General features: G+C 73.4%; 21 protein-coding genes. 14 read left to right on the top strand and 7 right to left on the bottom strand.

The features are described from left to right. Positions 1-12 precede the first annotated feature (12 nt). From ACF08D_RS28365 to ACF08D_RS28350, 4 genes are all read left to right on the top strand, one after another. Positions 13-720: a polysaccharide deacetylase family protein gene (locus tag ACF08D_RS28365; protein ID WP_392227082.1), complete on the top strand. Its 708-nt coding sequence runs from the start codon at positions 13-15 to the stop codon at positions 718-720. 453 nt (positions 721-1,173) lie between these two features. After that, a complete protein-coding gene (locus tag ACF08D_RS28360) occupies positions 1,174-1,854 on the top strand; it encodes a transcriptional regulator (protein ID WP_392226571.1) in 681 nt (226 codons plus the stop codon). Between the two features lie 81 nt (positions 1,855-1,935). Next, positions 1,936-2,457: an SRPBCC family protein gene (locus tag ACF08D_RS28355; RefSeq protein ID WP_392226569.1), complete on the top strand. Its 522-nt coding sequence runs from the start codon at positions 1,936-1,938 to the stop codon at positions 2,455-2,457. 38 nt (positions 2,458-2,495) lie between these two features. After that, complete coding sequence (locus ACF08D_RS28350) at positions 2,496-4,154, top strand: phytoene desaturase family protein (protein WP_392227080.1); 1,659 nt, start codon at positions 2,496-2,498, stop codon at positions 4,152-4,154. 49 nt (positions 4,155-4,203) lie between these two features. On the opposite strand, the gene ACF08D_RS28345 is transcribed toward ACF08D_RS28350, so the two are convergent. Then, positions 4,204-5,112 carry a hypothetical protein gene (locus ACF08D_RS28345; protein WP_392226567.1) on the bottom strand — a complete coding sequence of 303 codons (909 nt, stop codon included), beginning with the start codon at positions 5,110-5,112 and terminating at the stop codon, positions 4,204-4,206. A 160-nt stretch (positions 5,113-5,272) separates the two neighbouring features. Here ACF08D_RS28345 and ACF08D_RS28340 point away from each other — a divergent pair, with 160 nt between their 5' ends. After that, positions 5,273-6,175, top strand: coding sequence for a DUF2382 domain-containing protein (locus ACF08D_RS28340; RefSeq protein WP_392226566.1), 903 nt, complete (start codon positions 5,273-5,275; stop codon positions 6,173-6,175). A 282-nt stretch (positions 6,176-6,457) separates the two neighbouring features. Here the strand turns inward: ACF08D_RS28340 and ACF08D_RS28335 are convergent, their stop codons facing one another. Continuing rightward, positions 6,458-6,898, bottom strand: coding sequence for a subtilase-type protease inhibitor (locus tag ACF08D_RS28335; RefSeq protein WP_392226564.1), 441 nt, complete (start codon positions 6,896-6,898; stop codon positions 6,458-6,460). Positions 6,899-7,432: 534 nt separating this feature from the next. Here ACF08D_RS28335 and ACF08D_RS28330 point away from each other — a divergent pair. Continuing rightward, positions 7,433-8,017, top strand: coding sequence for a carbonic anhydrase (locus ACF08D_RS28330; RefSeq protein WP_392226562.1), 585 nt, complete (start codon positions 7,433-7,435; stop codon positions 8,015-8,017). 82 nt (positions 8,018-8,099) lie between these two features. Continuing rightward, positions 8,100-9,605 carry a SulP family inorganic anion transporter gene (locus ACF08D_RS28325; protein WP_392226560.1) on the top strand — a complete coding sequence of 502 codons (1,506 nt, stop codon included), beginning with the start codon at positions 8,100-8,102 and terminating at the stop codon, positions 9,603-9,605. On the opposite strand, the gene ACF08D_RS28320 is transcribed toward ACF08D_RS28325, so the two are convergent. Beyond that, complete coding sequence (locus tag ACF08D_RS28320) at positions 9,578-9,877, bottom strand: hypothetical protein (protein WP_392226559.1); 300 nt, start codon at positions 9,875-9,877, stop codon at positions 9,578-9,580. The genes ACF08D_RS28325 and ACF08D_RS28320 overlap by 28 nt on opposite strands. 192 nt (positions 9,878-10,069) lie before the next feature. On the opposite strand from ACF08D_RS28320, the gene ACF08D_RS28315 reads away from it, so the two are divergent. The 3 genes from ACF08D_RS28315 (at position 10,070) to ACF08D_RS28305 (ending at position 14,610) form a co-directional block, all read left to right on the top strand. Further along, positions 10,070-10,567: an SPW repeat protein gene (locus ACF08D_RS28315; RefSeq protein ID WP_392226557.1), complete on the top strand. Its 498-nt coding sequence runs from the start codon at positions 10,070-10,072 to the stop codon at positions 10,565-10,567. A 234-nt stretch (positions 10,568-10,801) separates the two neighbouring features. After that, positions 10,802-12,094 (top strand): MFS transporter, encoded by a 1,293-nt coding sequence (locus ACF08D_RS28310; protein ID WP_392226555.1) that lies wholly within the window; start codon positions 10,802-10,804, stop codon positions 12,092-12,094. Between the two features lie 239 nt (positions 12,095-12,333). After that, positions 12,334-14,610, top strand: coding sequence for a catalase (locus tag ACF08D_RS28305; RefSeq protein WP_392226553.1), 2,277 nt, complete (start codon positions 12,334-12,336; stop codon positions 14,608-14,610). Between the two features lie 109 nt (positions 14,611-14,719). Here ACF08D_RS28305 and ACF08D_RS28300 read toward each other — a convergent pair whose 3' ends face one another. Together ACF08D_RS28300 and ACF08D_RS28295 are read right to left on the bottom strand one after the other, a co-directional pair. After that, positions 14,720-15,943, bottom strand: coding sequence for a cytochrome P450 (locus tag ACF08D_RS28300; RefSeq protein WP_392226551.1), 1,224 nt, complete (start codon positions 15,941-15,943; stop codon positions 14,720-14,722). Further along, the gene (locus ACF08D_RS28295; RefSeq protein WP_392226550.1) at positions 15,933-17,420 is read right to left on the bottom strand and encodes a type III polyketide synthase; all 1,488 of its coding nucleotides are present in this window, start codon (positions 17,418-17,420) and stop codon (positions 15,933-15,935) included. Before ACF08D_RS28295 ends, ACF08D_RS28300 begins: the two co-directional genes overlap by 11 nt. Between ACF08D_RS28295 and ACF08D_RS28290 the strand changes: the two genes are divergently transcribed. The 4 genes from ACF08D_RS28290 (at position 17,401) to ACF08D_RS28275 (ending at position 20,440) form a co-directional block, all read left to right on the top strand. Continuing rightward, on the top strand, positions 17,401-17,640 hold the full coding sequence (locus ACF08D_RS28290) for an acyl-CoA carboxylase subunit epsilon (protein WP_392226548.1): 240 nt from the start codon (positions 17,401-17,403) through the stop codon (positions 17,638-17,640). The two genes, ACF08D_RS28295 and ACF08D_RS28290, sit on opposite strands and share 20 nt — an antisense overlap. Positions 17,641-17,643: 3 nt before the next feature. After that, on the top strand, positions 17,644-18,186 hold the full coding sequence (locus ACF08D_RS28285) for a metallophosphoesterase family protein (protein ID WP_392226546.1): 543 nt from the start codon (positions 17,644-17,646) through the stop codon (positions 18,184-18,186). Between the two features lie 18 nt (positions 18,187-18,204). Next, entirely contained in the window at positions 18,205-19,494 is a 1,290-nt protein-coding gene (locus tag ACF08D_RS28280) for a hypothetical protein (RefSeq protein WP_392226545.1), read from the top strand. Positions 19,495-19,627: 133 nt separating this feature from the next. Beyond that, positions 19,628-20,440 (top strand): SAM-dependent methyltransferase, encoded by an 813-nt coding sequence (locus ACF08D_RS28275; RefSeq protein WP_392226544.1) that lies wholly within the window; start codon positions 19,628-19,630, stop codon positions 20,438-20,440. A 129-nt stretch (positions 20,441-20,569) separates the two neighbouring features. On the opposite strand, the gene ACF08D_RS28270 is transcribed toward ACF08D_RS28275, so the two are convergent. Next, the gene (locus ACF08D_RS28270) at positions 20,570-21,475 is read right to left on the bottom strand and encodes a helix-turn-helix domain-containing protein (protein ID WP_392226542.1); all 906 of its coding nucleotides are present in this window, start codon (positions 21,473-21,475) and stop codon (positions 20,570-20,572) included. A gap of 83 nt (positions 21,476-21,558) precedes the next feature. After that, on the bottom strand, positions 21,559-21,774 hold the full coding sequence (locus ACF08D_RS28265; RefSeq protein ID WP_392227078.1) for a DUF397 domain-containing protein: 216 nt from the start codon (positions 21,772-21,774) through the stop codon (positions 21,559-21,561). Between the last annotated feature and the right edge of the window lie 106 nt (positions 21,775-21,880).

The raw sequence follows: 21,880 nt of genomic DNA, 5'->3' as shown, positions 1-21,880 counted from the left end.
GTCGCCTCCGCCATGGTGGCCGCTTCCTTGCTGCTCGGGCTGAGCGGCTGCGCCGACCGCGTCGCGCCCGCCGACGCCCGGTCCGACGCCAAGGGCGAAGCGGGCCCCGTGGACTGCCGGAAGCTCACCTGCATAGCGCTGACCTTCGACGCCGGGCCCGGCAAGGACACGCCACGCCTCCTGGACATCCTCAAGGAGGAGAAGGTCCCGGCCACCTTCTTCCTGCTGGGCAGCAAGCACGTCGACCGGTATCCCGACGTCGTACGGCGGATCGCCGCCGAGGGGCACGAGGTCGCCAACCACACCTGGACGCATCGCAACCTCACCGACATCGAGCCCGACGAGGTGCGCCAGGAGCTGTCGCGCACCCAGGAGGCCATCGAGCGGCTCACCGGCCGCAAGCCCACGCTGATGCGCCCCCCGCAGGGCCGGACCGACGACACCGTCTCGGAGATCAGCCGGGAGCTGGGCCTCTCGCAGGTGCTCTGGAGCGTCACCGCCAAGGACTACTCCACCACCGACTCCGCGCTGATACGGCAGCGCACGCTCGACGGCGCCAGGAAGGACGGCATCATCCTGCTGCACGACATCTACGACGGAACCGTCCCGGCCGTGCCCGGCATCATCGACGAGCTGAAGAAGCGGGGCTTCACCTTCGTCACCGTGCCGCAACTGCTGGCTCCCGCCACCCCGGCCCCGGGAACGGTGTACAAGCCCTGAGCGAGGCGCAGCAGCCCGCGGGGCGACACAACGGGGTGAGGTGGGCCACATCGGGAACACCCCGACATGGTTCACCGTTCATGCATATGTGGTGGCGCAGGGGCCCGCGTCCCCGGCTCACGCCGTTCGGTGACCGCCCTCCGCAGCCACGGCGCACGGCCCCGGCCGGACTCCCCCCTCCGGTCGGGGCCCCGTCGCGTCCGGACCCACACGCCCCAGAAAGCCCCACACGCCCCAGAAGCCGTAAACGCACCAACGCACCAACGCCCCTGAGCCGCAGAAGCCCCCAGGCGCCCCGAACACCCCCGAACACCCCTGGCGCCCCGACTCCCGCCGTCCGCCACTCCGTGCGACGCTGATCCCAGGGGCGGGACCGGGCCCCTCACGGCCGGACCTCACCACATTCGGGCCCGGAGTCCCCAACCGGATGCACGCGAACCGAGGAGCGCGGCGATGACCCAGCAGGCGCGGGAGCTCTTGGAGGCCACCGCACGGTCCCTCGCCCTGCGACAGGGTGAGAACCGGGTCGTCGCCGCGATCGCCGACGGCACGGAGAGCCGCCTCACCATCGGGCTCATCGCCCTCGAACAGCGCCACATCGTGGAGTCCGACCGCCGTTCCTTCCTGCACCTCGCCACCCGCGCCGCCGCGCACCCGGCCGCCGCGGCGCTGTACGGCACGATGGCCGAGGGCGAGGCCCTGGGCCTGGAACGGCTAGGCGCGCTGCTGCACGCCTGCGGCCTGGACGAGGTGGCCGCGCGGGCCCACGAGCCGGCGGCCGGCTGCCAGGCCTTCCCCGCGTACGTCGCCTGGCTCGCCCTCCAGGCCGACCCGGCCGACGCGGCCGTCGCCCTGTACGCGAACTTCGCCGCCTGGGGCGGCTACTGCGGCACCATCGCCACCGCGCTGCGCGCCCACTACGGCTTCACCGACGAGGCGTGCGGCTTCTTCGACTTCTTCGCCCTCCCGGCCCCCGTCCTGCTGGACCAGGGCCTCGCTGCCGTACAGGAGGGTCTCGACACGGGACACGTCACCCTGTCGGAGGCGCTGTGCTACGGCCGGCTGCTCCAGGCGTACGAATCGATGTTCTGGGACACCCTCGCGGACCACCCGGCCGCCACGAGCCGCCCATAAGCACTCTCGGAGGCGCGTTCGCGGGGCTCGGATACGGGTACCCGGCGGGCGTTCCATTCGCTCGGGGTCCCGGAGGCGTACATGGCGGTTCGGCATCAGCTCATCAGGAGGTCGCCCGAGGCGGTGTGGGCCGTGCTCGAGGACGCGTCCCGGTACAGCGACTGGGTCGTCGGCACCTCCGACTCCCGGCCGAAGTCCGGCGACTGGCCCAAGCCGGGCTCCGTCCTCGAATACGCCGTACGCCTCGGCCCCCGCACCGTCCGGGGCGAGACCGTCGTCCGCCTGCACGAGCCGCCCCGGCGCCTGGAGCTGGAGGCCAAGAGCGGGGCCCTGGGCACGGCCCGGATCGCGATCGAGGTACGCCCCTGGGGGGACGAGACCCTCGTCGTCCTGGACGAGCACCCGCTGCGCGGCCCCGGAGGGCTCCTCCACAACACGTTCGTCGACGCCGTGCTGCAACTGCGGCACCGCGCCATGCTCGGCCGCCTCGCCGACGTCGTCGAGGCCGAAGGCCGGAGCGGGGCCGGGGGCGGAGGCCAGGGCGGAGACAGGGGCTTCAGCCGGAGCGGCGCCCGGAGCGGAGGCGGAGGCGGGAGCGCATGACCGGCGGGCCCGTACTGCCGGACGCGGCGCCCGACACCGTGCCGGACGCCGTGGTCATCGGCGCGGGCCCCAACGGCCTGGTGGCGGCCAACCTGCTGGCCGACGCCGGCTGGTCGGTGGAGGTCCTGGAGGCCAAGGACGAGCCCGGCGGGGCCGTCCGCAGCGACCGGGGCGTCCACCCGGACTACGTCACCGATGTGTTCAGCGCCTTCTACCCGCTGGCCGCGGCCTCGCCGATCCTGGCCGGGCTCGCCCTGCACGAGGAGGGCCTGCGCTGGAGCCACGCCCCCAGCGTGCTCGCCCACCCCCTGCTCGACGGGAGCTGCGCGGTGCTGCGGCGGCGCCGGACGGACACGGCGACCGGCCTGGAGGCGTTCGCCCCCGGCGACGCCCTGGCCTGGGACAACCTCTGCGACATCTGGGACCAGCTCGGCGCCGACATCATCGACGCCCTGTTCACCCCCTTCCCGCCCGTCCTGCCCGCGACGCGGCTGGCCGCCCGGGTGCGCGCCGCCGGCGGGCTGCGGCTGGCCCGCATGATGGCGCTGCCCGTGCGGCGCCTCGCGGAGGAGGAGTTCCACGGCGAAGGGGGCCGGCTGCTGCTGGCGGGCAACGCCCTGCACGCCGACCTGGCCCCCGAGGCGGCGGGCAGCGGCGGCTACGGCTGGCTGATGTCCATGCTCGGCCAGGCGCACGGTTTCCCCGTGCCCGTCGGCGGGGCGGGCGCGCTCACCGCCGCCCTCGTACGGCGCCTGCGGCGGCGCGGCGGCGTGGTGCGCTGCGGCGAACCGGTCGTCGAGGTGGTCGTCCGTGCCGGCCGGGCCGTGGCCGTCCGTACGGCGTCGGGGGAGACGGTGCCGGTCAACCGGGCGGTCCTCGCCGACGTCGCGGTACCCGCGCTGTACGGGGGCCTCGTCGGCCCCCAGCACCTGCCGCCCCGGCTGCTGGACGACGTACGCCGCTTCCAGTGGGACTGGGCCACCTTCAAGGTGGACTGGGCACTGTCCGGCCCCGTCCCCTGGACGGCCGGGGAGCCTGCGGCCGGCGCGGGCACCGTGCACCTCGCGAACGGTCTGGACGAACTCACCCGGTCTTCCGCACAGCTCGCCATGCGCGAGGTCCCCGACCGGCCGTTCCTGCTGTTCGGGCAGATGACCACGGCCGACGCCTCCCGCTCCCCGGCCGGCACCGAGTCGGCCTGGGCGTACACCCATGTGCCGCACCGCGTCCGGGCCGACGCGGGCGAGGACAAGATCACCGGCAGCTGGGACCACCACGAGCGCGAAGCCTTCGCCGACCGCGTCGAGGCGCAGGTCGAACGGTTCGCACCGGGCTTCCGCTCCCTCGTGCGCGCCCGCCGGATCCTCGCACCGCCGACCCTGGAGTCGATGAACGCCAACCTGTACGGCGGCGCCATCAACGGCGGCACCACCGCCATGCACCAGCAGCTCTTCTTCCGCCCCGTGCCGGGCACCGGCCGCCCGGAGACCCCGGTCGAGGGCCTCTACCTCGCATCCGCCGGCGCCCACCCGGGCGGCGGTGTCCACGGCGCACCCGGTGCCAACGCCGCACGCGCGGCCCTGCGTGCCACCCGCCCCCTGCGCCGCGCGCTCACCCGGATGCAGGCCGCCCTGGGGGGCCGGGGCCACACCCCGGCGGCCGCACCGCTGGACCCGTCCGACCCGCCCCGCCCGTAGACCGGGCCCCCACCCCTCCGCCGCTCACCAATCGCCGGCGGCCGCGCCTCTACTCTCCCGCCGCCTCCCGCTCAGTACGCGCCGCCACGTCCCGGGCCCGGCGGCGGGCGTCGCGCGCCGCCCGCTCGGCGTCCCGGACCTCCCGGCGCGCGGTGCGTACCGCCTCGTCCGCCGTACGCCGGGCCTGCTCGGCCTCCTTCAGCTCGCCGCTCAGCCGCTCCACCCGCCGGGCCGCCTCCCGCGACTCGTCCTCGGCGCGCTCCCCGGCGGCCACCGCCCGGTCCCGCTCCTCCTCCCGGCGATCCGCCTCCTCCTCGGCGTGCCGCAACTCCTCACGCAGCTTCTCGCGCAGCGCGGCCGCGCGCCGCTCGCTCTCCCGTTTCCCCTCGCTCTCCCGCTTCCGTGGGGGTTGCCCCGATCCCTCAGCTGCCTTTCCCCGTGCGGGAGAAGGCGTGTGCGTACGGGGCGGGACGTCCGTGAGCGCCGCGGCGAACCCCACCGGGGCGCTCAGGGGCCTCACCAGCCGGCCTGTCGCCCACTCCTCGGCCGCGGCGGGGTCGGCCAGCACCGCGTGCAGGGTCGCCTCGACCTCGTGCTGGACGTCCTCGCCGACCTCCTGCCCGGCGTCCGCCGCGAGTTGCCGCGCCTGCCGGGCGAGCGCGGCCACCAGGACGTGCTGCTTCCGGCTGAGCTCGCGCAGCCGCTCGCCGTCCAGCTCGTGGTGGGCGCGGCGCAGGCCCTCGCCGAGGGCGGCCAGCGACGTGGTCTCGTCGGGCCGTTCACGTACGAGCAGGTTGCTCACCCACGCCGCCAGGGTGGGCCGGCGCAGCGCCCGTACGGCATTGGCCAGGGCCCGGTCGCCGTCCTTGCGGGCCTCGGCCGCGCGCGCGTTCCGGGCGGCGGTGAAGCGGTCCGGGCGCAGCCCGTACAGCTCGTCGGTGATGGTGTCCAGATCCACGGCTCTCCTGCGGGGGCGTGATCCGTCAGAGTGTCGTCCTCACTCCTCAAATATGCCCTTTTTGCCAGCATTGGAGAGGTTTTCCTTCCAGGGGTGAGGTGACCCGGACCCGGGGGACTCCCGAACGAGCGACAACCGAGACCGCACCCGAGGAGGATGCATGATCACCCAGGCACAGATACCGGAGGTGCTCGACCACCCGGTGTACGACGCGAGTGGCGACAAGATCGGCGAGGCCAAGCACGTCTTCGTGGACGACATGACGGGCCAGCCCGACTGGGTCACCGTCAAGACCGGGCTGTTCGGTTCCGGCGAATCGTTCGTGCCCATCCATGAGGCGAGCATCGTCGAGGACCACGTGGAGGTCCCGTACCCCAAGGGCAAGGTCAAGGACGCCCCGCACGTCGACGTCGACGCGGGCGGCCATCTGTCCGCCGTCGAGGAGAGGCGCCTCTACGAGTACTACGGCATCCGCTGGGACGGCACGCTGGAGCAGGACGACCGGGCCGGCCTCGCCGACGAGGGCCGCGACCCCTGGGCGGGCGCCGCCGGAACAGCCGGAACGGCCGGAGCCGCAGGAACCGCGGGCCGGAGCGGCGCCGCCGAGGACGCCGGAGCCACGGGCGGTGGCCGGTACGCGGACGACCACGCGCACGCCCGCGCCGACGACGCGCGCACCGACGACGCGATGACCCGCTCCGAGGAGCAGCTGCATGTCGGCGTCGAGCAGCGCGAGGCGGGCCGGGCCCGGCTGCGCAAGTACGTCGTCACCGAGGAGGTCCAGCAGACCGTTCCCGTACGGCACGAGGAGGTCGTGGTCGAGCGCGAGCCCATCACGGACGCCAACCGCGAGGCCGCGCTGTCCGGGCCGGAGATCACCGAGGCCGAGCACGAGGTGACGCTGCACGCCGAGCGGCCGGTGGTGGAGACCGAGACGACCCCCGTCGAGCGGGTGCGCCTGCGTACCGACGAGGTGACCGAGGAGCAGACCGTACGCGGTGAGGTGCGCAAGGAGCGCATCGAGGCCGACCTCCCCGACGACGAGCGGGACACCGGCCGCTGACCGCGTACCTCCGGTCACGCTCTCCGGTCACCCTCCCCGGCCGGATGTGACGGCGGATCGTATACGACGGCGTCCGCTCGGCGGCCGCTCCCGCTGACCCGCCCTGGGCCGCCCCGACCGCCCCGACCGCCCCGGCCGCCCCGACCAGCGCGCCCCCGCCAACGAGCGGACGCACCGAGGCCCGCACGGCCAGTGGTACGGCCGTGCGGGCCTCGGCCGGCCGGGAGCCGGCGCCGGGGAGCGCGCGCCCAAGTGCGATCGCTGGGCGGTCGTGAACGGTCGTCAGAAGGAGAAGACGGCCGAGCCCTCGGCCTGCATCATGCAGGAATTGCCGTAGACGCGCTCGAAGTTCACACGACGGCCGTCCCAGGTGCCCTGTGCGGTGACCACCACCGGCTGGTAGATCTTGACGCACGGAACCGTGGGGGTGTCGTCGCCCAGCCGGTCGAACTCACCCTCGGCCGCACGCAATTCGGCGCACGCCTCCTCGGGTGCCGGGTGCGTCCCCCCGGCCGTCGGGCTGCAGCTCAGCGTCACGGCCCGCAGGGGGGTCGCGGTGGCGGCGTCCTCGCCCTGGGCGACCGTGAGGACCAGGGCCGACGGTGCGTACAGCCGCGGCGCGGGCGCGGCGGCCTCGGCGGCGGCCCCCGTGACGGTCATCGGTCCGAGGACCGCCGCAGTGGCCAGACCGCACACGATGGCGCGCCTTACCAGTGTCCGCATGACAAAAGACCTATCAGCTCGAATGGGTTTCGTTTGGTTCGGTGTGCGGCAGACACATTGCCTGGGCCGCTCTGTTGACGCACATTCACCGATGCTTTTCAGTTTGGTCAGTTATTCAAGCGCTGACGCGAAACGGTGTCCCGAAGTGCTGCGAGTGCCCGAGCGCCGCCTTCTCCCATCAGGGCCTTATGGCGTGGCAGGAATGGTTCAAAGGTGCACGATGCGTAGAAATGTGCGAGCGGGGGCCGTTCAACACGGCCGAAACATGGCGGCAACACGGACCGACATGATCCGGCCGGGCGGCGTCGGCGTGCCGACTTAAAAGAAGCTTTCACGCGCAGGTAATGTCCTGGCAAAGTTGACGAAGCTGCCGTGATGCATGATCGTTTGGTGCACCGCACCCAGGTGCCGAGATCCGACAGCGCCGCGGAGACCCCGTGGTGCCCGTCAGCCCCCCACACGCACGTCCGACACTGACCCGACCACACCGCGCCCCGGCCCCCACGGCCGCAGCGGCGCAGGAGGCAGGCCGCCATGAAATCCCTGATCGACAACGCCCGCGCCTTCCCCGCCCGCGTCGCCGCGCGGCAGGAGGACTTCCGCCGTCTGGCCGCGGGGCAGTCCCCGAAAGCGCTGTTCATCACCTGCTCCGACTCGCGGGTGATCCCCTCCCTCATCACCGACGCCCGCCCGGGCGAGCTCTTCGAACTCCGCACCGCGGGCAACGCGGTGCCCCGCTACGACGAGGGCCGGCCCACCGCCGAGGCCGCCACCGTGGAGTACGCGCTGCGTGTCCTCGGCGTCCGCGACATCGTCGTGTGCGGCCACTCCCAGTGCGGTGCCGTGGGCGCCCTCGTCCGCGGTGAGGACCTCTCCGGGCTCCCGGCGGTCCGCGGCTGGCTCGACCACGCCGTACCCGAGCCGCCGGACACGCCCGACCTCGCCGAGGCGGTGCGCCGCCACGCCGTGGCGCAGCTCGACACCCTCCGCGGCCACCCCGCCGTCCAGGAGCTGCTCCCGCGCGGCGAACTGACGCTCCACGCCTGGTACTACGAGGTCGACACCGGTGCGGTCAGCGCGTACCGGCCGGAGCAGGACGGCGGGTTCGGGCCGCTCTGAGAAGCCGCGCGCCCACCCGGACCCGTCGACCGTCCGCCGCCCCGCCCGGGGCGGCGGACCGCACCCCTAGGAACCCACCCTCATGTTCTCGCAGCTGAAGAACCCCTCCGTGCTGCGCCGCGACATACTCGCGTCGCTCGTCGTCTTCCTCGTCGCCCTGCCCCTGTGCGTGGGCGTGGCCGTCGCCTCGGGCGTACCCGCCGAACTGGGACTGGTCACCGGCATCGTCGGCGGCCTCGTCGTGGGCGCCCTGCCCGGCAGCTCGCTCCAGGTCAGCGGCCCCGCCGCCGGTCTGACCGTCCTCGTGTACGAAGCCGTCCAGGAGTTCGGCCTCGCCGCGCTCGGCGCCATCGTCCTCATATCCGGCCTGCTCCAACTCCTGCTCGGGGCTCTGGGCTTCGGCCGCTGGTTCCGCGCCATCTCCGTCGCCGTGGTGCAGGGCATGCTCGCGGGCATCGGCCTGGTGCTCGTCCTCGGCCAGGTGTACGCGATGGCCGACACCGACCAGCCGTCGGGCGGCCTCGGCAAGCTCGCGGGCCTGCCCGGCCTGGCCGGCACGGTGCTCTCCGGAGGCACCGCGCTCACGGCCTTCCTCGTCGGCGCCGGCACCGTGGCCCTCCTGGTCCTGTGGCCCCGGCTCCCCGCCCGCGTCCGGGTCGTCCCCGGGCAGCTCGTGGCGGTCGCCCTGGCCACCGCGGTGACCGCCCTGTTCGGCCTGCCCGTCGCCCGGGTCGAGGTCCAGGGGCTCATCGAGGCCGTCCAGCCCCCGGGCCTCGGGGACTTCGGCGGGCTCGCCACGCTCGCGGCGATCGGTACCGTCCTCGCGTTCACGCTCATCGCGTCCGCCGAGAGCCTGTTCAGCGCGGCGGCCGTCGACCGGATGCACGACGGCCCCCGCACCGACTACGACAAGGAGCTGATGGCCCAGGGCGTCGGCAACACCGTCTGCGGCGCCCTCGGTGCCCTGCCCATGACGGCCGTGATCGTCCGCAGCGCGGCCAACGTCCAGGCCGGCGCCCGCACTTCGCTCTCCCGCATTCTGCACGGTGCCTGGCTGCTGCTCTTCGCCGCGCTGCTGCCTGCGGCGATCGGCGTCATCCCGCTCGCCGCGCTCGCGGGCGTCCTGGTGCACGCCGGTGCCAAGCTTGTTCCGGTCAAGGACCTGGTTCCGCTGTGGCGCGAGCACCGCGGCGAGGCCGTCGTCCTCGTGGTGACCGCCGTGGCCATCCTGGTGACCAACCTGTTCGAGGGCGTGCTCCTGGGTCTGCTGCTCGCGGTGTGCAAGACCGCCTGGGAGACGTCCCATCTGCACGTAGAGGTGAGGGAACTCACCGGAGGCCGTCTCGTCGCCTCGATCACCGGCAACGCGACCTTCCTCCGGCTGCCGCGCATCCTGGGGGAGCTGGAGGGCCTCCCGCAGGACCGGCCGGTCGAGCTCGACCTCTCCGGACTGCGCCACCTCGACCACGCCTGCCGCATCGCCCTGGAGAACTGGGCGCTCCGTCACCATGACGCGGGCACCGAGCCGGTGCGCATGCTCCCGCCCGAAGGGACGGCCGTTCAGGCCCCGTCGGGGTCCAGGACGTAGTCGACGACGGACGTGGGCGTCAGGCGGTCCTTCTTCACGACCGCGACGCCCCCGCCCTCACCTCCGCCCTGACCGGCCGTCAACCCGCCCCCCTTCCCGACCCCGCCCCCGCTCCCGTCTCCGGCCTCGCCGCCGTGGGCGTGAGCGGTGTCGTGTCCGGCGGCCCGTGCGGGCGCGGAGCCCGCGGCCGCGGTCCCGGCGGTCACGGTTCCGGCGGCCAGCAGGACGCCGGTGGCCGTGGCGATGGTCGCGGCGGTGGCGCGGAGTTTCATGTCTGCCCTTCCGGTCGGCGATGGACGTTGCTGATCAACGAAAGCCCGGCCGAGAAGTGTCGCGCCACCCGAGCGCCCGACTAAACGTCAGGGCGACGAGAAGGGGTTGGTTGACTATTGACCGAAGTGCCCCTTCGGGGGTTATATGGGGCGTAAAGGGCAGATAAAGTCTTCTACAGGAGGCGGCCCGCGATGACCACCCACCCCAGCATCGAGCAACACCCCGATCTTGCCGAGATGCGGTCTCGGTTCGAACGGGTCACCAGCACTCCTCGTGGCCAGGCGATCGAGACCCTCGGCCTGCTCACCGGCCTCTACCTGGCCGCCTCGCCATGGATCGCCGGGTTCAGCGGCTTCACGGCCCTCGCCGTGTGCAACCTGATCACCGGTGTCGCCTACGCCCTGTGCATGGGCGGGTTCGGCTCCGCGTACGAGCGGACCCACGCCATGGCCTGGTCGGCGTGCGCCATCGGCGCGTGGACGATCGTCTCCCCGTGGGTCGTCGCCGGCAACGTCGACACCACCCGCACCGTGGTCAACAACATCATCGTCGGTGCCGTGGCACTGCTGCTCGGTCTGGCCATGGCCGCCGTGTCGATGTCCGACCGCTCGATGTCCGACCGCTCGGTGTCCAACCGCCGTTCCGGCCGCTCGCGCCCGCGTGGTGGCCCCGGACCCGGACTCGAGTGACCCCCGGGCCGGTACGCGCCCAGGGAACCGCGACCGGCCGTATCCGAGTACCGCACCTCCAACCCCAGGGGCTCCGACGCCCCTTCACCCTCCGGCGGCTCCCGGCCGCCATGGATCCCGAGGCCCCGGCGCCATTCGCGCCGGGGTCTCTCCGCGGGTGCCGGAACCGGCCCTCACGGAGCCGTAACACAGGGACGGGTGTGGGGGGCGGCCCCGGCGGGGATGGCCGTGATCATGACAGAGGCAGAGACAACACCCGTCACGGTCACCCGCCGCCCCGCCCGGCAGCTGCTCGCCGCCTCGGTGGGCAACGCCGTCGAGTGGTACGACTGGTACGCCTACACCTTTCTCGCCACCTACATCGCCGCACAGGTCTTCCCCGCCGGCACGGGGAACTCGCTCGTCCCGCTGCTGTCCACCTTCGCGGTCTTCGCGGTCGGCTTCTTCATGCGGCCCGTCGGCGGACTGCTGATGGGCGCCGTCGCCGACCGCCACGGCAGGCGGGCCGCCCTCACGGTGACCATCCTGCTCATGGGCGGCAGCAGCCTGCTGGTCGGGCTGACCCCGACGTACGACGCCGCCGGCATCCTCGCCCCGGTGGTGCTGGTGACCGCCCGGCTCCTGCAAGGTCTCTCGGTGGGCGGGGAGTTCGCCGCCTCGACCACCTTCCTCGTCGAGTCGGCCGGGCCCGGCAGGCGGGGCCTGTTCTCCAGCTTCCAGTACGTCTCCACCACCCTCGGCCAGCTCGCCGCCTCCGGCGTCGCCGCCGCGCTCGTCGGCGGCCTGGGGGAGCGGCAGATGGAGGGCTGGGGGTGGCGCGTCCCCTTCGTCCTCGGCGCGGTCCTCAGCCTCGTCGGCTTCTGGATCCGGCGCGGCGCCCAGGAGACCCTGCGCCGGCCCGCCGGGGGAGAGGCCGGCACCCGCCGCCCCGGCCTCTTCGACGCGCTGCGCCACCACCCCCGCGCCTCGCTGCTGATCGGCGGCATCACCGCCGGCGGCACCCTCGCGTACTACACCTGGACGTCCTACCTGCCCACCTACGCCGAGCTGAACGCCGGCGTCGGCAAGGCCGACGCGCTCCTCGCCGGAACCCTCTCGCTGGGCTTCTTCGCCCTGCTCCAGCCGGTCGGCGGCCTGCTGTCGGACCGTTACGGCCGCAAGCCGCCGCTCCTCTTCTTCGGGATCGGCTTCGCGCTGCTCGGCGTACCCCTCCTGCGGTCCGTGGACTCCTTCGGCTCCCTGCTCCTGGCGCAGTGCGCCGGCATGGTCCTGCTCACCGGCTTCACCTCCGTCTCGGCCGCCGTCAACGCGGAGATCTTCCCCGCGCGCGTGCGGGCCGCCGGCATCGGCTTCCCCTACTCGCTGACCGTGGCGCTCTTCGGCGGCACCGCGCCCTATGTGGGCACCCTGTTCACCCAGGCCGGCCACCCCGGCCTCTTCCCCTGGTACGTCTCGGCCCTCTGCCTGGTCTCCGCCACGGTCTACCTGCGGCTGCCCGAGACCGCCCACCGGGAGCTGGAGCGCTGACCGGGGCCGGCAACCACCCTGTGCCAACAGCCGGGCCGAAAACCGGGCGAGAACCGGGCCAAAGTACGTGGTTTCGCCAACGACATGGGGGTACCAGCGCAGCCGTGACCTTCGCGGACCGGCGGCTCACGGGCCTTCCGGCGGTGTGTGCCGATGGACGGATGTCTTCGGCCCATCCGTTACGTCCCCTCCCGCGACGGTCATGGCTGAGGAGTCCCAGTCCCGAGCACGGAGGAACCATGCCCAACCCCAATCCGCTGAAGGCCGCCGCCGAGAAGCTGACCGACGCCCTCCAGGGCGACGGCCCGGCCGAGGGCATCCCCGGCGCCCCCGCCCCCGAGCCCGCCCCGGTCGAGGAGCCGACCGAGCCCCGGGGTCCGCTGCCGCCCAAGCCGGACCAGGGCGAGCCGCAGCCGTACTCGCCCACCGGCCGCCACACCGGCAACCCGCCGCAGTCCCGTGCCCAGGACGGCCCGTACCTGACCACCGCCCAGGGCGCCCGGCTGCACGACAGCGACCACTCGCTCAAGGCGGGCCCCCGGGGACCGGTCCTCCTCCAGGACCACCACCTGCGCGAGAAGATCATGCACTTCGACCACGAGCGCATCCCGGAGCGCGTCGTGCACGCCCGGGGCGCCGGTGCCCACGGCGTCTTCCAGGCGTACGGCACCGCCGAGGGCGTCACCAAGGCGGCCTTCCTCCGCAAGGGCGCCGAGACCCCGGTCTTCGTACGGTTCTCCACCGTCCTCGGCTCCCGGGGCTCGGCCGACACCGTCCGCGACACCCGGGGCTTCGCCGTGAAGTTCTACACCGAGGAGGGCGTCTACGACCTCGTCGGCAACAACATCCCGGTCTTCTTCATCCAGGACGCCATCAAGTTCCCCGACGTGATCCACGCGGGCAAGCCGCACCCCGACCGCGAGATCCCCCAGGCGCAGAGCGCCCACGACACCTTCTGGGACTTCGTGTCGCTGCACACGGAGGCCCAGCACCACACCATGTGGAACATGTCCGACCGGGGCATCCCCCGCTCGTACCGCACCATGGAGGGCTTCGGCGTCCACACCTTCCGCCTCGTCAACGCGGAGGGCGCCACCACCCTGGTCAAGTTCCACTGGAAGCCCAAGCTCGGCGTCCACTCCCAGCTGTGGGAGGAGGCGCAGATCGCCGGCGGTGTCGACCCGGACTTCCACCGCCGGGACCTCGCCGACGCGATCGAGGCGGGCGCCTACCCGCAGTGGGAGCTGGGCATCCAGACGTTCCCCGACAACCCCGAGCAGACCTTCGAGGGCATCGACCTGCTCGACTCCACGAAGATCGTCCCGGAGGAGCTGGCCCCCGTCCAGCCCATCGGACTGCTCACCCTCAACCGCAACCCCAGCAACTTCTTCGCCGAGACCGAGCAGGTCGCCTTCCACGTCGGCCACCTCGTCCCCGGCATCGACGTCACCGACGACCCGCTGCTCGCCGGACGCCTCTTCTCGTACCTGGACACCCAGATCACCCGGCTCGCGGGCCCCAACTTCAACCAGATCCCGATCAACCGCCCGCACGCCCCGGTCAACGACATGCTCCGCGACGGCTTCCACCAGCAGGCCGTCCACAGCGGCGTCGCCCCGTACAAGCCCAACTCCCTCGACGGCGGCTGCCCCTTCTTCGCCGGCGCGGCCGAGGGCGCGTACATCGAGACCCCCGTCGAGCTGCCCGCCGCGCGCAAGGTCCGCGAGGCACCCGCCAGCTACGACGACCACTTCAGCCAGCCCCGGCTGTTCTGGCTGAGCATGACGCCGGTCGAGCGCGAGCACATCATCACCGCGTACACCTTCGAACTCGGCAAGTGCTACGACAACGCCATCAAGGAGCGCCAGCTCCGGGCGCTCGCCCTCATCGACGCCGAGCTGTGCGCCCGGGTCGCCGAGGGCCTCGGCCTGCCCGTGCCCGAACCCACCCAGGCGCTCGCCGACGTCCGGCCGAGCCCGGCGCTGTCCCAGATCGGCCAGGAGTGGCCCGCCGACGGCCGCGTCATCGGCATCGTCGCGGACGACAGCGCCGACCTCGACGGCGTACGGACCCTGCGTCAGGCCGTCCTCGACGCGGGCATGGTGCCGCTGGTCATCGCCCCGGCGGGCGGAAAGCTCGGTGCCGGGAGCGCCGAGCCCGTCACGGTGCAGCGCACCTTCGCCACCGCCCGCTCCATCGAGTTCGACGCCCTGGTCCTGGCCGGCGTGCCGGCTCCCGGGGCCGACGCGTACGGCGCCAGGGACGCCAAGGCGGGCGACGCCGGGCAGTCCGACCCGGTCCTCGACCCGCGCCTGCTGCTGATGGTGTCCGAGGCGTTCCGCCACGCCAAGGCCATCGGCGGCTGGGCGGGCGCCGAGCGGGTGCTGGAGGCCGCGGGCGTCCCGGCCGGGGCGCCCGGTGTGGTGACCGGGGACGGCGGCGAGAGCGTCCTGTCCCGCGTCACCCAGCTTCTCGCCCGGCACCGCGTCTGGGACCGTTTCCCGGCCGCCGTGTAACCGCCGGCCCTCCCCCCGGCGGCTCAGGGGCGCGGGGATCCGCTCGGGCGCGCCGGGAACGGCTCGGGGGCGCCGGCCGGGATTCCGGCCGGCGCCCCCGGGTGCGGCGTCACCAGGTCACGGGCAGCGCCTGCGGACCCCGGATCAGCGCGCCCCGCCGGAAGGGGACCTCCTCGACCGGGACGGCGAACCGCAGCCCGGGGAACCGGTCCAGGAAGGCGTCCACCAGCAGCTCCGACTCCATCCGGGCGAGCAGCGCGCCCACGCAGAAGTGGGGCCCGTAGCCGAACGCCACATGCGGGTTGTGCGCCCGGTCGAAGTCCAGCCGCTCCGGGGACGGGAAGACGTCCGGGTCGCGGTTGGCCGCCAGGTACGAGACGTACACCGCCTCGCCCGCCCGGACGGTCGTCCCCGCCACCGTCACGTCCTCCAGCGCGATCCGTGACAGGCCCACCGCGCTGCGGTGCGGGATGAACCGCAGCAGCTCGTCGATGGCGCGCGGCCGGATCTCCGGCTCGGCCCGCATCCGCTCCATGTGCTCGGGGTGCGTGAGCAGGACGAAGAGCATGTTGCCGCAGTTGTTGGTGACCGCCTCGCCGCCGATCTGGATCAGCAGCGCCAGCCCCACCGCCTCCGAGGCGGTGATCTCCCCATGGGCCACGGCCGTCCCCAGCAGCCCCACGACACTGTCGTCGTCGCTGCCGTCACCGTCGCTGGGCTGGCTCAGCAGGTCCGCGAAGTAGGCGCACATGTCCTCCTTCGCCCGCTGGCTGCGCTCGGCGCCGTGCGAGGAGGACAGGATCAGGTTCGTCCACTCGTGCATCCGCGGACGGTCGATCCTGGGGACGCCCATCAGCTCGCACACCACGGCCAGCGGGAACGGGGCCAGCAGCCGCTCGGTGAAGTCGGCCGGCGGCCCGTCCTCCAGCACCTCGTCGACCATCTCGTCCAGCGCCGCCCGCGCCTGGTCGCGCAGCCGCTCCACCCCGCGCGAGGTGAAGGCCGGAGCGACCGCCCGGCGCAGCCGGGTGTGGTCCGGCGGGTCCTCGAAGCCCACCGCCCCGTCGACCGGGATGAAGTGCGGCGCCAGCCGGGTGACATCGTTCTCCACCACCAGCTTGCGGCTGAAGCGCGGATCGTTGGTCACCGCCCTGACGTCGTCGTAGCGTGTCACCAGCCACGCCCAGCCGTCGCCGTTGGGGAGCTTGATCCGGGTGATGGGGCCCTCGCGCATCAGCTCCGCGAGCACCGGGTCGAACTCCACCCCGAACAGGTCGAGCGCGGGCCAGTGGCGCACGTGCGGCAGCCCGGCCTCCGTCGTCTCATCCAACACGGCTGGACTCCTCCACCAGGACTCGGTCGGGCACTTCCTTGATCACCCGGGTGCCGAGCCGCTCCGACGCACGGTCGGAGACGGTCCAGCGGCCGAGCGACATCTCGGCGGTGATGCCCGGGCCGAAGCCCGCGAGCAGCCCCCGCGCGGTGGGGTGGGCGCTCCCCTCGTCGAACATCCGCCGCAGCGCGTCCAGGACGACGGCGCTGGCGATGTTGCCGTACTCGGTGAGCGTCGCACGGCTGAACCGGAACGCCTCCGCGGGCACCCCGAGGAACGTGCTGAGGTCGTCGAGGATCCTCGGCCCGCCCGCGTGGATGATGTAGAAGTCCAGGTCGGACGCGTCCCACCCGTGCTGTCCCGCCAGCTCCTTGAGGGCCGGGGCCAGCGGCTCCATGGTGCCCGGCACCCGCTTGTCGAGCTTGAAGTGGAAGCCCGTGGAGCGTACGTCGTAGGCGATCCAGTCCTCCGTCTCCGGCACCAGGTAGGAGCCGTTGCGCTCCAGCGACACGCCCGTACCGCCCTCCCCCCGCATCACCGCGGCGGCGATCCCGTCGCCGAACAGGCCGTTCGACAGCAGGTTCCCGACGCCCAGGTCGGTCGGCTGGTAGCACAGCGAGCAGAACTCGCAGGCCACGATCAGCGCGTTCGCCTCCGGGTAGGCGGTGCAGAAGTCGTGCGCCCGGTTGATCGCGGCACCGCCCGCCGCGCAGCCCAGCTGCGCGATGGGGATCTGGCGGGTGTCCCCGCGGAACCCCATGGTGTTGATCAGCCACGCCGTGAGCGACGGCATCATGAAGCCCGTGCACGACACGTAGATGATCACGTCGATGTCCTGGGCGCGCAGGTCCGCGTCCTTCAGCGCCCGCTCGATGACGGCGGGCACCCGGGCCTTGGCCTCGGTCTCGTATATCCGGTTCCGTATCTCGAAGCCGTCGTGCCGCAGCGTCTCCTCGATGGGCCGCAGCAGGTGCCGCTTCTGTACGCCGGTGTTCTCCATCAGCCGCAGGGCGAGTGCCAGCTGGGGGTGGTCCGCGTGGATGGTCCGCGCCAGGTCGAGTGTCTCCTCCATGGTGATCACATGCTCGGGGACGGAGATCGCCGGTCTGCACAACGTGGCCATGAGGTAAGCCCTTTCGTCGCGTTTGCACTCAAGAGCATCCGGGACCGGCCACCGTCGCGCGCGCCGAAGAGGCACCCGCCCGTTACGTCGAACCGGTGACCCTCCCCGGCCGCCGCGATGCGCGGCCACCGACCCGGCCCGCCCGCGCACGGGCGTCCCGAGGCCCCGTGACGCGGCGCCCGCCGCCGCCCCGCGCCCAGCACAGGCCCGGGCGACACGCCAGCGCCGCCCATTGCGCCGCGACCGGGACAGGGGCACATGCCAGGCCCCGGCGTTCGCCCGGACGGGGGAACAGCGGATGCCCCGGCGCCACCGCGCGGCCGAGCATGGGTGGATGTCCCTCCATCTCCGCATCGTCCACGGACGACCGACCCCCACCGAAGTCGCCGCGCTCACCGCGGTCCTCACGGCCCTCGCGAGCCGCACCGCCCCGGACGCCCCCGGCCCGGACAGCGGCCCGGCCCCCCGGGCGCGGGTGCGCCGGGCGCACTGGGACCGGGGCTGGCGCGCCCACCCCGCCCCCGGGTCGTGGCGCGCCCGGTTCGGCCTCGCGCCCCGCCACCCGCACCATTGACGGGTGACCGCGACCACCGGCGTACGCCTCCTCCTCACGTCCGACACCCACCTGCCCAAGCGCGCCAAGGACCTGCCGCCCGACCTGCTGGCCGCCGTCGAGGCCGCCGACGTGGTGGTCCACGCCGGCGACTGGGTGGACGAGGCCACCCTCGACCTGCTGGAGGCCCGGTCCGCCCGCCTGCTCGCGGTGTACGGCAACAACGACGGCCCCGCCCTGCGCGCCCGGCTCCCCGAGGTCGCCCGCGCCACCATCGGCGGCCTGCGCCTCGGCGTCGTCCACGAGACGGGCGCGGCCCAGGGCCGGGAACGGCGCTGCGAGGAACGCTTCCCCGACCTGGACGTCCTGGTGTTCGGGCACAGCCACATCCCGTGGGACAGCACGGCGCCGGGCGGCCTGCGCCTGCTCAACCCCGGCTCGCCCACCGACCGCAGGCGCCAGCCGCACTGCACGTACATGACCGCCGTCGTCGTGGACGGCGCGCTGGCCGAGGTCCGCCTCCACCGCCTGCCTCCCCGGCACCCGGTGCGGCGTGGCCGCCCGTAGAGCGGATACGGTGATCGTGTGGTGATCGACAGGGAGGACACGGCCGGGACGGCGCTGCTGCTGGCGGCCGCCCCCGTCGGCAAGGGTCGGCTGATCGACGCGGTGAGCGTGCTGCCCGCACTGGCCGCCGTGCCGCCGGGCGCGCTGACCGGCACCACCACCGCGACCCTGGTGGAACTGGCGGACCCGCTCGACCCGCAGGCCGTCCTGACCCGGCTGCGGGCCGCCGTCGCCGCCCCGGGACCGCTCTGGCTCTGCGTCACCGGGCAGCTCCACCTCGACCACCGGCAGCAGCTGCCGCACTTCGCCCTGGCCCGGACGGCGCCCGCCACACTCCGCTACACCGCCCTCCCGTGGCACTGGATCGCGGGCGAGCTGAAGCTGCGCCGTCCCGGCACCACCACCGTCGTCGTCGACCTGGTCGCGGACGACCCCACCTGGCGCCGGCTCGCCACCGACCCCGGCCTGCTCGCCCTCTGCCACGGGGTACGGGTGTACGGGCGGGTCGCCCCGCCGCCCGGGCGCCGCGCGCTGGCGAGCCCCGACTACCTCAAGGCGTACGCCGCCGTCTGGCGCAGCGGAGCCCGCCCGCCGCTCGCCGCCCTCCACGAGCAGGCCCTCGCACAGACGGGCGATCAGCCCGGGGCGGGCGCACTGCTGTTCGCCGCCGAATTCCCGCCAACGCCCGCCGCGGGCGTGACGGCGGTGTCGGATGGGGCGGCGCCCCCGGGCGTGACGGTGGGTCCGGGTACGACGGTGCTCCCGGGCGCGACCGTGCCCCCGGCGCGCCACGGGGCCGGTGCCGCCGCCACCGCCCGGGGCGCCGACGACCCCCTGCCGTCCCTCCTCGCCGCCGCCGAGGCCGGCCGGCACGGGGAGGCGGCGGCAGCCGCTGCGGCCTGGGAGCAGCACGCGCACCGCACCCACGGCTCCGGCTCGCCCGAGGCGATCCACTGGCTGGAGGTCCGCGCCGACCTGGCCCGGCTCGCCCGGGACCCCGCGGCCAGCTGCCGGCTGTGGATGGTGGCCGCCGAGGCCCGGCTCTCGCGCCACCAGGCGCTCGACGACCCCGAGGTCGAGGGCGCCGTCGACCGGGCGCACCACCAGTGGGAGCAGCTCCGCGACGCCGAGGCGGCCCGCGCGCTGGCCCCGGCCCTGATCGCCCTGCGCCGCCGGGTTCCCGGGCGCCAGCGCGGGGCGCTCCAGGTGCTCCAGCGCCGCCTGGAGCGCTGGCACGACAGCGGCGGGGACGGCGGCCCGGGAGAGGGCGGTACCCGGCACGGCAGCCCCGAAGGTGTCATGCGCTGACACCATGGCCGAAAGGAGCGGTCCTCATCCACCGGTCCGGCCATTCCTCATACCGGACGGCCTTCCGTCCCTACCATGTGCCTCTCGTACGACGACCTGACGACGTGACGACACCGAGGCGGATGAGGACTGGATGGCACGCGAGTTGTGGAGCCCTGAAGCCATCGACACCACCGTGCCCAGCGTGGCGCGCATGTACGACTACTTCCTGGGGGGCAGCGACAACTACGAGTCCGACCGGGCCGCGTGCGAGCTCCTGCTGAAGCAGGTGCCCAGTACGAAGGCCCTGGCGGTGAACAACCGGCACTTCCTCCGGAGGGTCGTGCGCGTCCTCGCCACGGAGTACGGAATCCGCCAATTCATCGACCACGGCTCGGGCCTGCCCACCCAGGACAATGTGCACCAGGTCGCCCAGGCCGTCGACCCCTCCTCCAGCGTCGTCTACGTCGACAACGACCCCATCGTGCTGGCGCACGGCCGGGCGCTGCTGGACGAGAACGACCGCACGACCGTCATCCAGGCGGACATGCGCGACACCGACGGCATCATGGACCACGAGGACACCCGCCGGCTGATCGACTTCGACCGCCCGGTCGCGGCCCTCTTCGTGTCGGTCCTGCACTGCATCCCCGACGAGGACGACCCGGGTGCCCTCGTTCGCAGGGTCGCCGAACGCCTCGTACCGGGAAGCTTCCTCGTCGTCTGCCAGCTCGTCAGCGACCGCCCCGAGATCCGGACCTTCGTCACCGACTTCATGGCGGAGGCGACCGGCGGGCACTGGGGCCGGGTCCGCGAGGAGCGTGAGGTGACCGAGTTCCTCAGCGGTATGGAGATCCTCGAACCCGGTCTGGTGGAGGTGTCGACCTGGCGCCCCGACAGCGACCTCGCCCCCACGCAGCAGACCGACGAGTGGGTGGAGTGGGGCGGCGTCGCCAGGATCCGCTAGGCGTACGCTCCGGCTCGGTGCCGCTGGGCGTACGCTCCGGCCCGGTGCCGCCCCGCGGTGCCGGGCCCCCGGCGCCCCCGGCCGGCTCCGGGGTGCCGGACCGCCGGCGCGCTCCCGCCCCGGCGCGGCTCAGGCGTAGCGCCCGATGCGCTCCTCCAGCAGGATCAGTGAGTCCTTGGGTGTGAGCGCGCAGGCACCGAGCCGGTCGAGCATGTCGCGGTACTGCTCCACGGTCCCGGGCTTCTGGCTGAACGTGCTGTCCGTCAGGTGCTCGATGTAGACGGCGTCCTTGAGGTCCCCGAGGGCGAACCGCAGATAGGTCACGCCCGTCCCCACGCCGACCGAGGCGGTGACGTCCAGCGGTGCGATCTGGACCGTCACATGCGCGCGCCGCATCATCGCGGCCAGGTGCTCCAGCTGGTCCCGCATCACCCGGGCCCCGCCGACCGTCCGCATGAGCACCGACTCGTCGATGACCGCCCACAGCCGCGGCGCGTCCGGCTGGTCCAGCTGACGCTGCCGCTCCTGGCGCAGGTCCACCCGGCGCCGCACCTCGTGGGGGAGGAGCCGGGAGGGACCCGACTCGATGACCGCCCGCGCGTAGGCGGGCGTCTGGAGCAGACCCGGCACGTAGAACGGCTCGTACGTGCGTATGATCGCCGCCGCTCCCTCCAGCGCGACCAGCGGGGTGAAGAAGTCCGACAGGACGTCGCTGAAGGAGCGCCACCAGTCGGGCCGCCGGGACTGGGCGACCAGCCGCTGGAACTCCGCGACCGAGTCCTCGTCCTCCACCCCGTACAGCCGCAGCAGGGCCTCGGCGTCGGCCGGCTTGCAGCCGTGCCGGCCCAGCTCCAGGCGGCTGGTCTTCGACCGGGAGAAGCCGAGGCGGACGTCGACGTCCGCCGGGTCGAGCCCTGCGCTCACGCGTAGTTCACGCAGCTTGCCGCCCAGGATGAGCTTCAGGGCGGTCGGGTTGTTCTCGACCGCCCCCAGGGGCCGGACGAACAACGACGTGCTCCGTTCCTTCGCGGTCATCGGGGCGCTCCTGCCGTATGAGGACACGACAGTATCCAGCACGGGCCCGGCGATCCAGAGAGCGGGTGGTTCCGGTGGCCGGTTCAGCCCAGTACGGCGTCGAAGTCCCCGTCGCGGGCTCCCGCGACGAACGCCTCGATCTCGTCCCGCGTATAGATGAGCGCGGGCCCCAGCGGGTCGCGCGAGTTCCGGACGGCGAACCGCCCGTCCGGGAGGGCGGCCAACTCGACGCAGTTCCCCGTGGCGTTGCTGCGTCCGCTCTTCGTCCAGGCGACCGGACCCAGCGCTCCGGCTCGCATGCCGTTGTAGAACTCCACACCCACCAACCCCTGTTGTCTCGTTCAGGCGTTCCAGATCGTCCGGAATGCAATCCCAGATGCAATTGCATTCTGCCGTCGAACCCGA

The organism is Streptomyces sp. NPDC015131, from assembly GCF_043079975.1.
Taxonomy (GTDB): Bacteria; Actinomycetota; Actinomycetes; order Streptomycetales; family Streptomycetaceae; genus Streptomyces.
Note: the sequence above shows the minus strand (reverse complement) of the source record. Positions and strands in the feature narration are given on the sequence as shown.

Bases quoted from the DNA above. Each gene is read 5' to 3' on its own strand.
- ACF08D_RS28340 (WP_392226566.1), top strand. From the start codon at position 5,273: ATGATCACCCAGGCACAGATACCGGAGGTGCTCGACCACCCGGTGTAC.
- ACF08D_RS28315 (WP_392226557.1), top strand. From the start codon at position 10,070: ATGACCACCCACCCCAGCATCGAGCAACACCCCGATCTTGCCGAGATG.
- ACF08D_RS28270 (WP_392226542.1), bottom strand. From the start codon at position 21,475: ATGACCGCGAAGGAACGGAGCACGTCGTTGTTCGTCCGGCCCCTGGGG.
- ACF08D_RS28320 (WP_392226559.1), bottom strand. From the start codon at position 9,877: ATGAAACTCCGCGCCACCGCCGCGACCATCGCCACGGCCACCGGCGTC.
- ACF08D_RS28295 (WP_392226550.1), bottom strand. From the start codon at position 17,420: ATGCGGAGATGGAGGGACATCCACCCATGCTCGGCCGCGCGGTGGCGC.
- ACF08D_RS28355 (WP_392226569.1), top strand. From the start codon at position 1,936: ATGGCGGTTCGGCATCAGCTCATCAGGAGGTCGCCCGAGGCGGTGTGG.
- ACF08D_RS28325 (WP_392226560.1), top strand. From the start codon at position 8,100: ATGTTCTCGCAGCTGAAGAACCCCTCCGTGCTGCGCCGCGACATACTC.
- ACF08D_RS28310 (WP_392226555.1), top strand. From the start codon at position 10,802: ATGACAGAGGCAGAGACAACACCCGTCACGGTCACCCGCCGCCCCGCC.
- ACF08D_RS28290 (WP_392226548.1), top strand. From the start codon at position 17,401: ATGTCCCTCCATCTCCGCATCGTCCACGGACGACCGACCCCCACCGAA.
- ACF08D_RS28335 (WP_392226564.1), bottom strand. From the start codon at position 6,898: ATGCGGACACTGGTAAGGCGCGCCATCGTGTGCGGTCTGGCCACTGCG.
- ACF08D_RS28330 (WP_392226562.1), top strand. From the start codon at position 7,433: ATGAAATCCCTGATCGACAACGCCCGCGCCTTCCCCGCCCGCGTCGCC.
- ACF08D_RS28365 (WP_392227082.1), top strand. From the start codon at position 13: ATGGTGGCCGCTTCCTTGCTGCTCGGGCTGAGCGGCTGCGCCGACCGC.
- ACF08D_RS28275 (WP_392226544.1), top strand. From the start codon at position 19,628: ATGGCACGCGAGTTGTGGAGCCCTGAAGCCATCGACACCACCGTGCCC.
- ACF08D_RS28305 (WP_392226553.1), top strand. From the start codon at position 12,334: ATGCCCAACCCCAATCCGCTGAAGGCCGCCGCCGAGAAGCTGACCGAC.
- ACF08D_RS28265 (WP_392227078.1), bottom strand. From the start codon at position 21,774: ATGCGAGCCGGAGCGCTGGGTCCGGTCGCCTGGACGAAGAGCGGACGC.
- ACF08D_RS28360 (WP_392226571.1), top strand. From the start codon at position 1,174: ATGACCCAGCAGGCGCGGGAGCTCTTGGAGGCCACCGCACGGTCCCTC.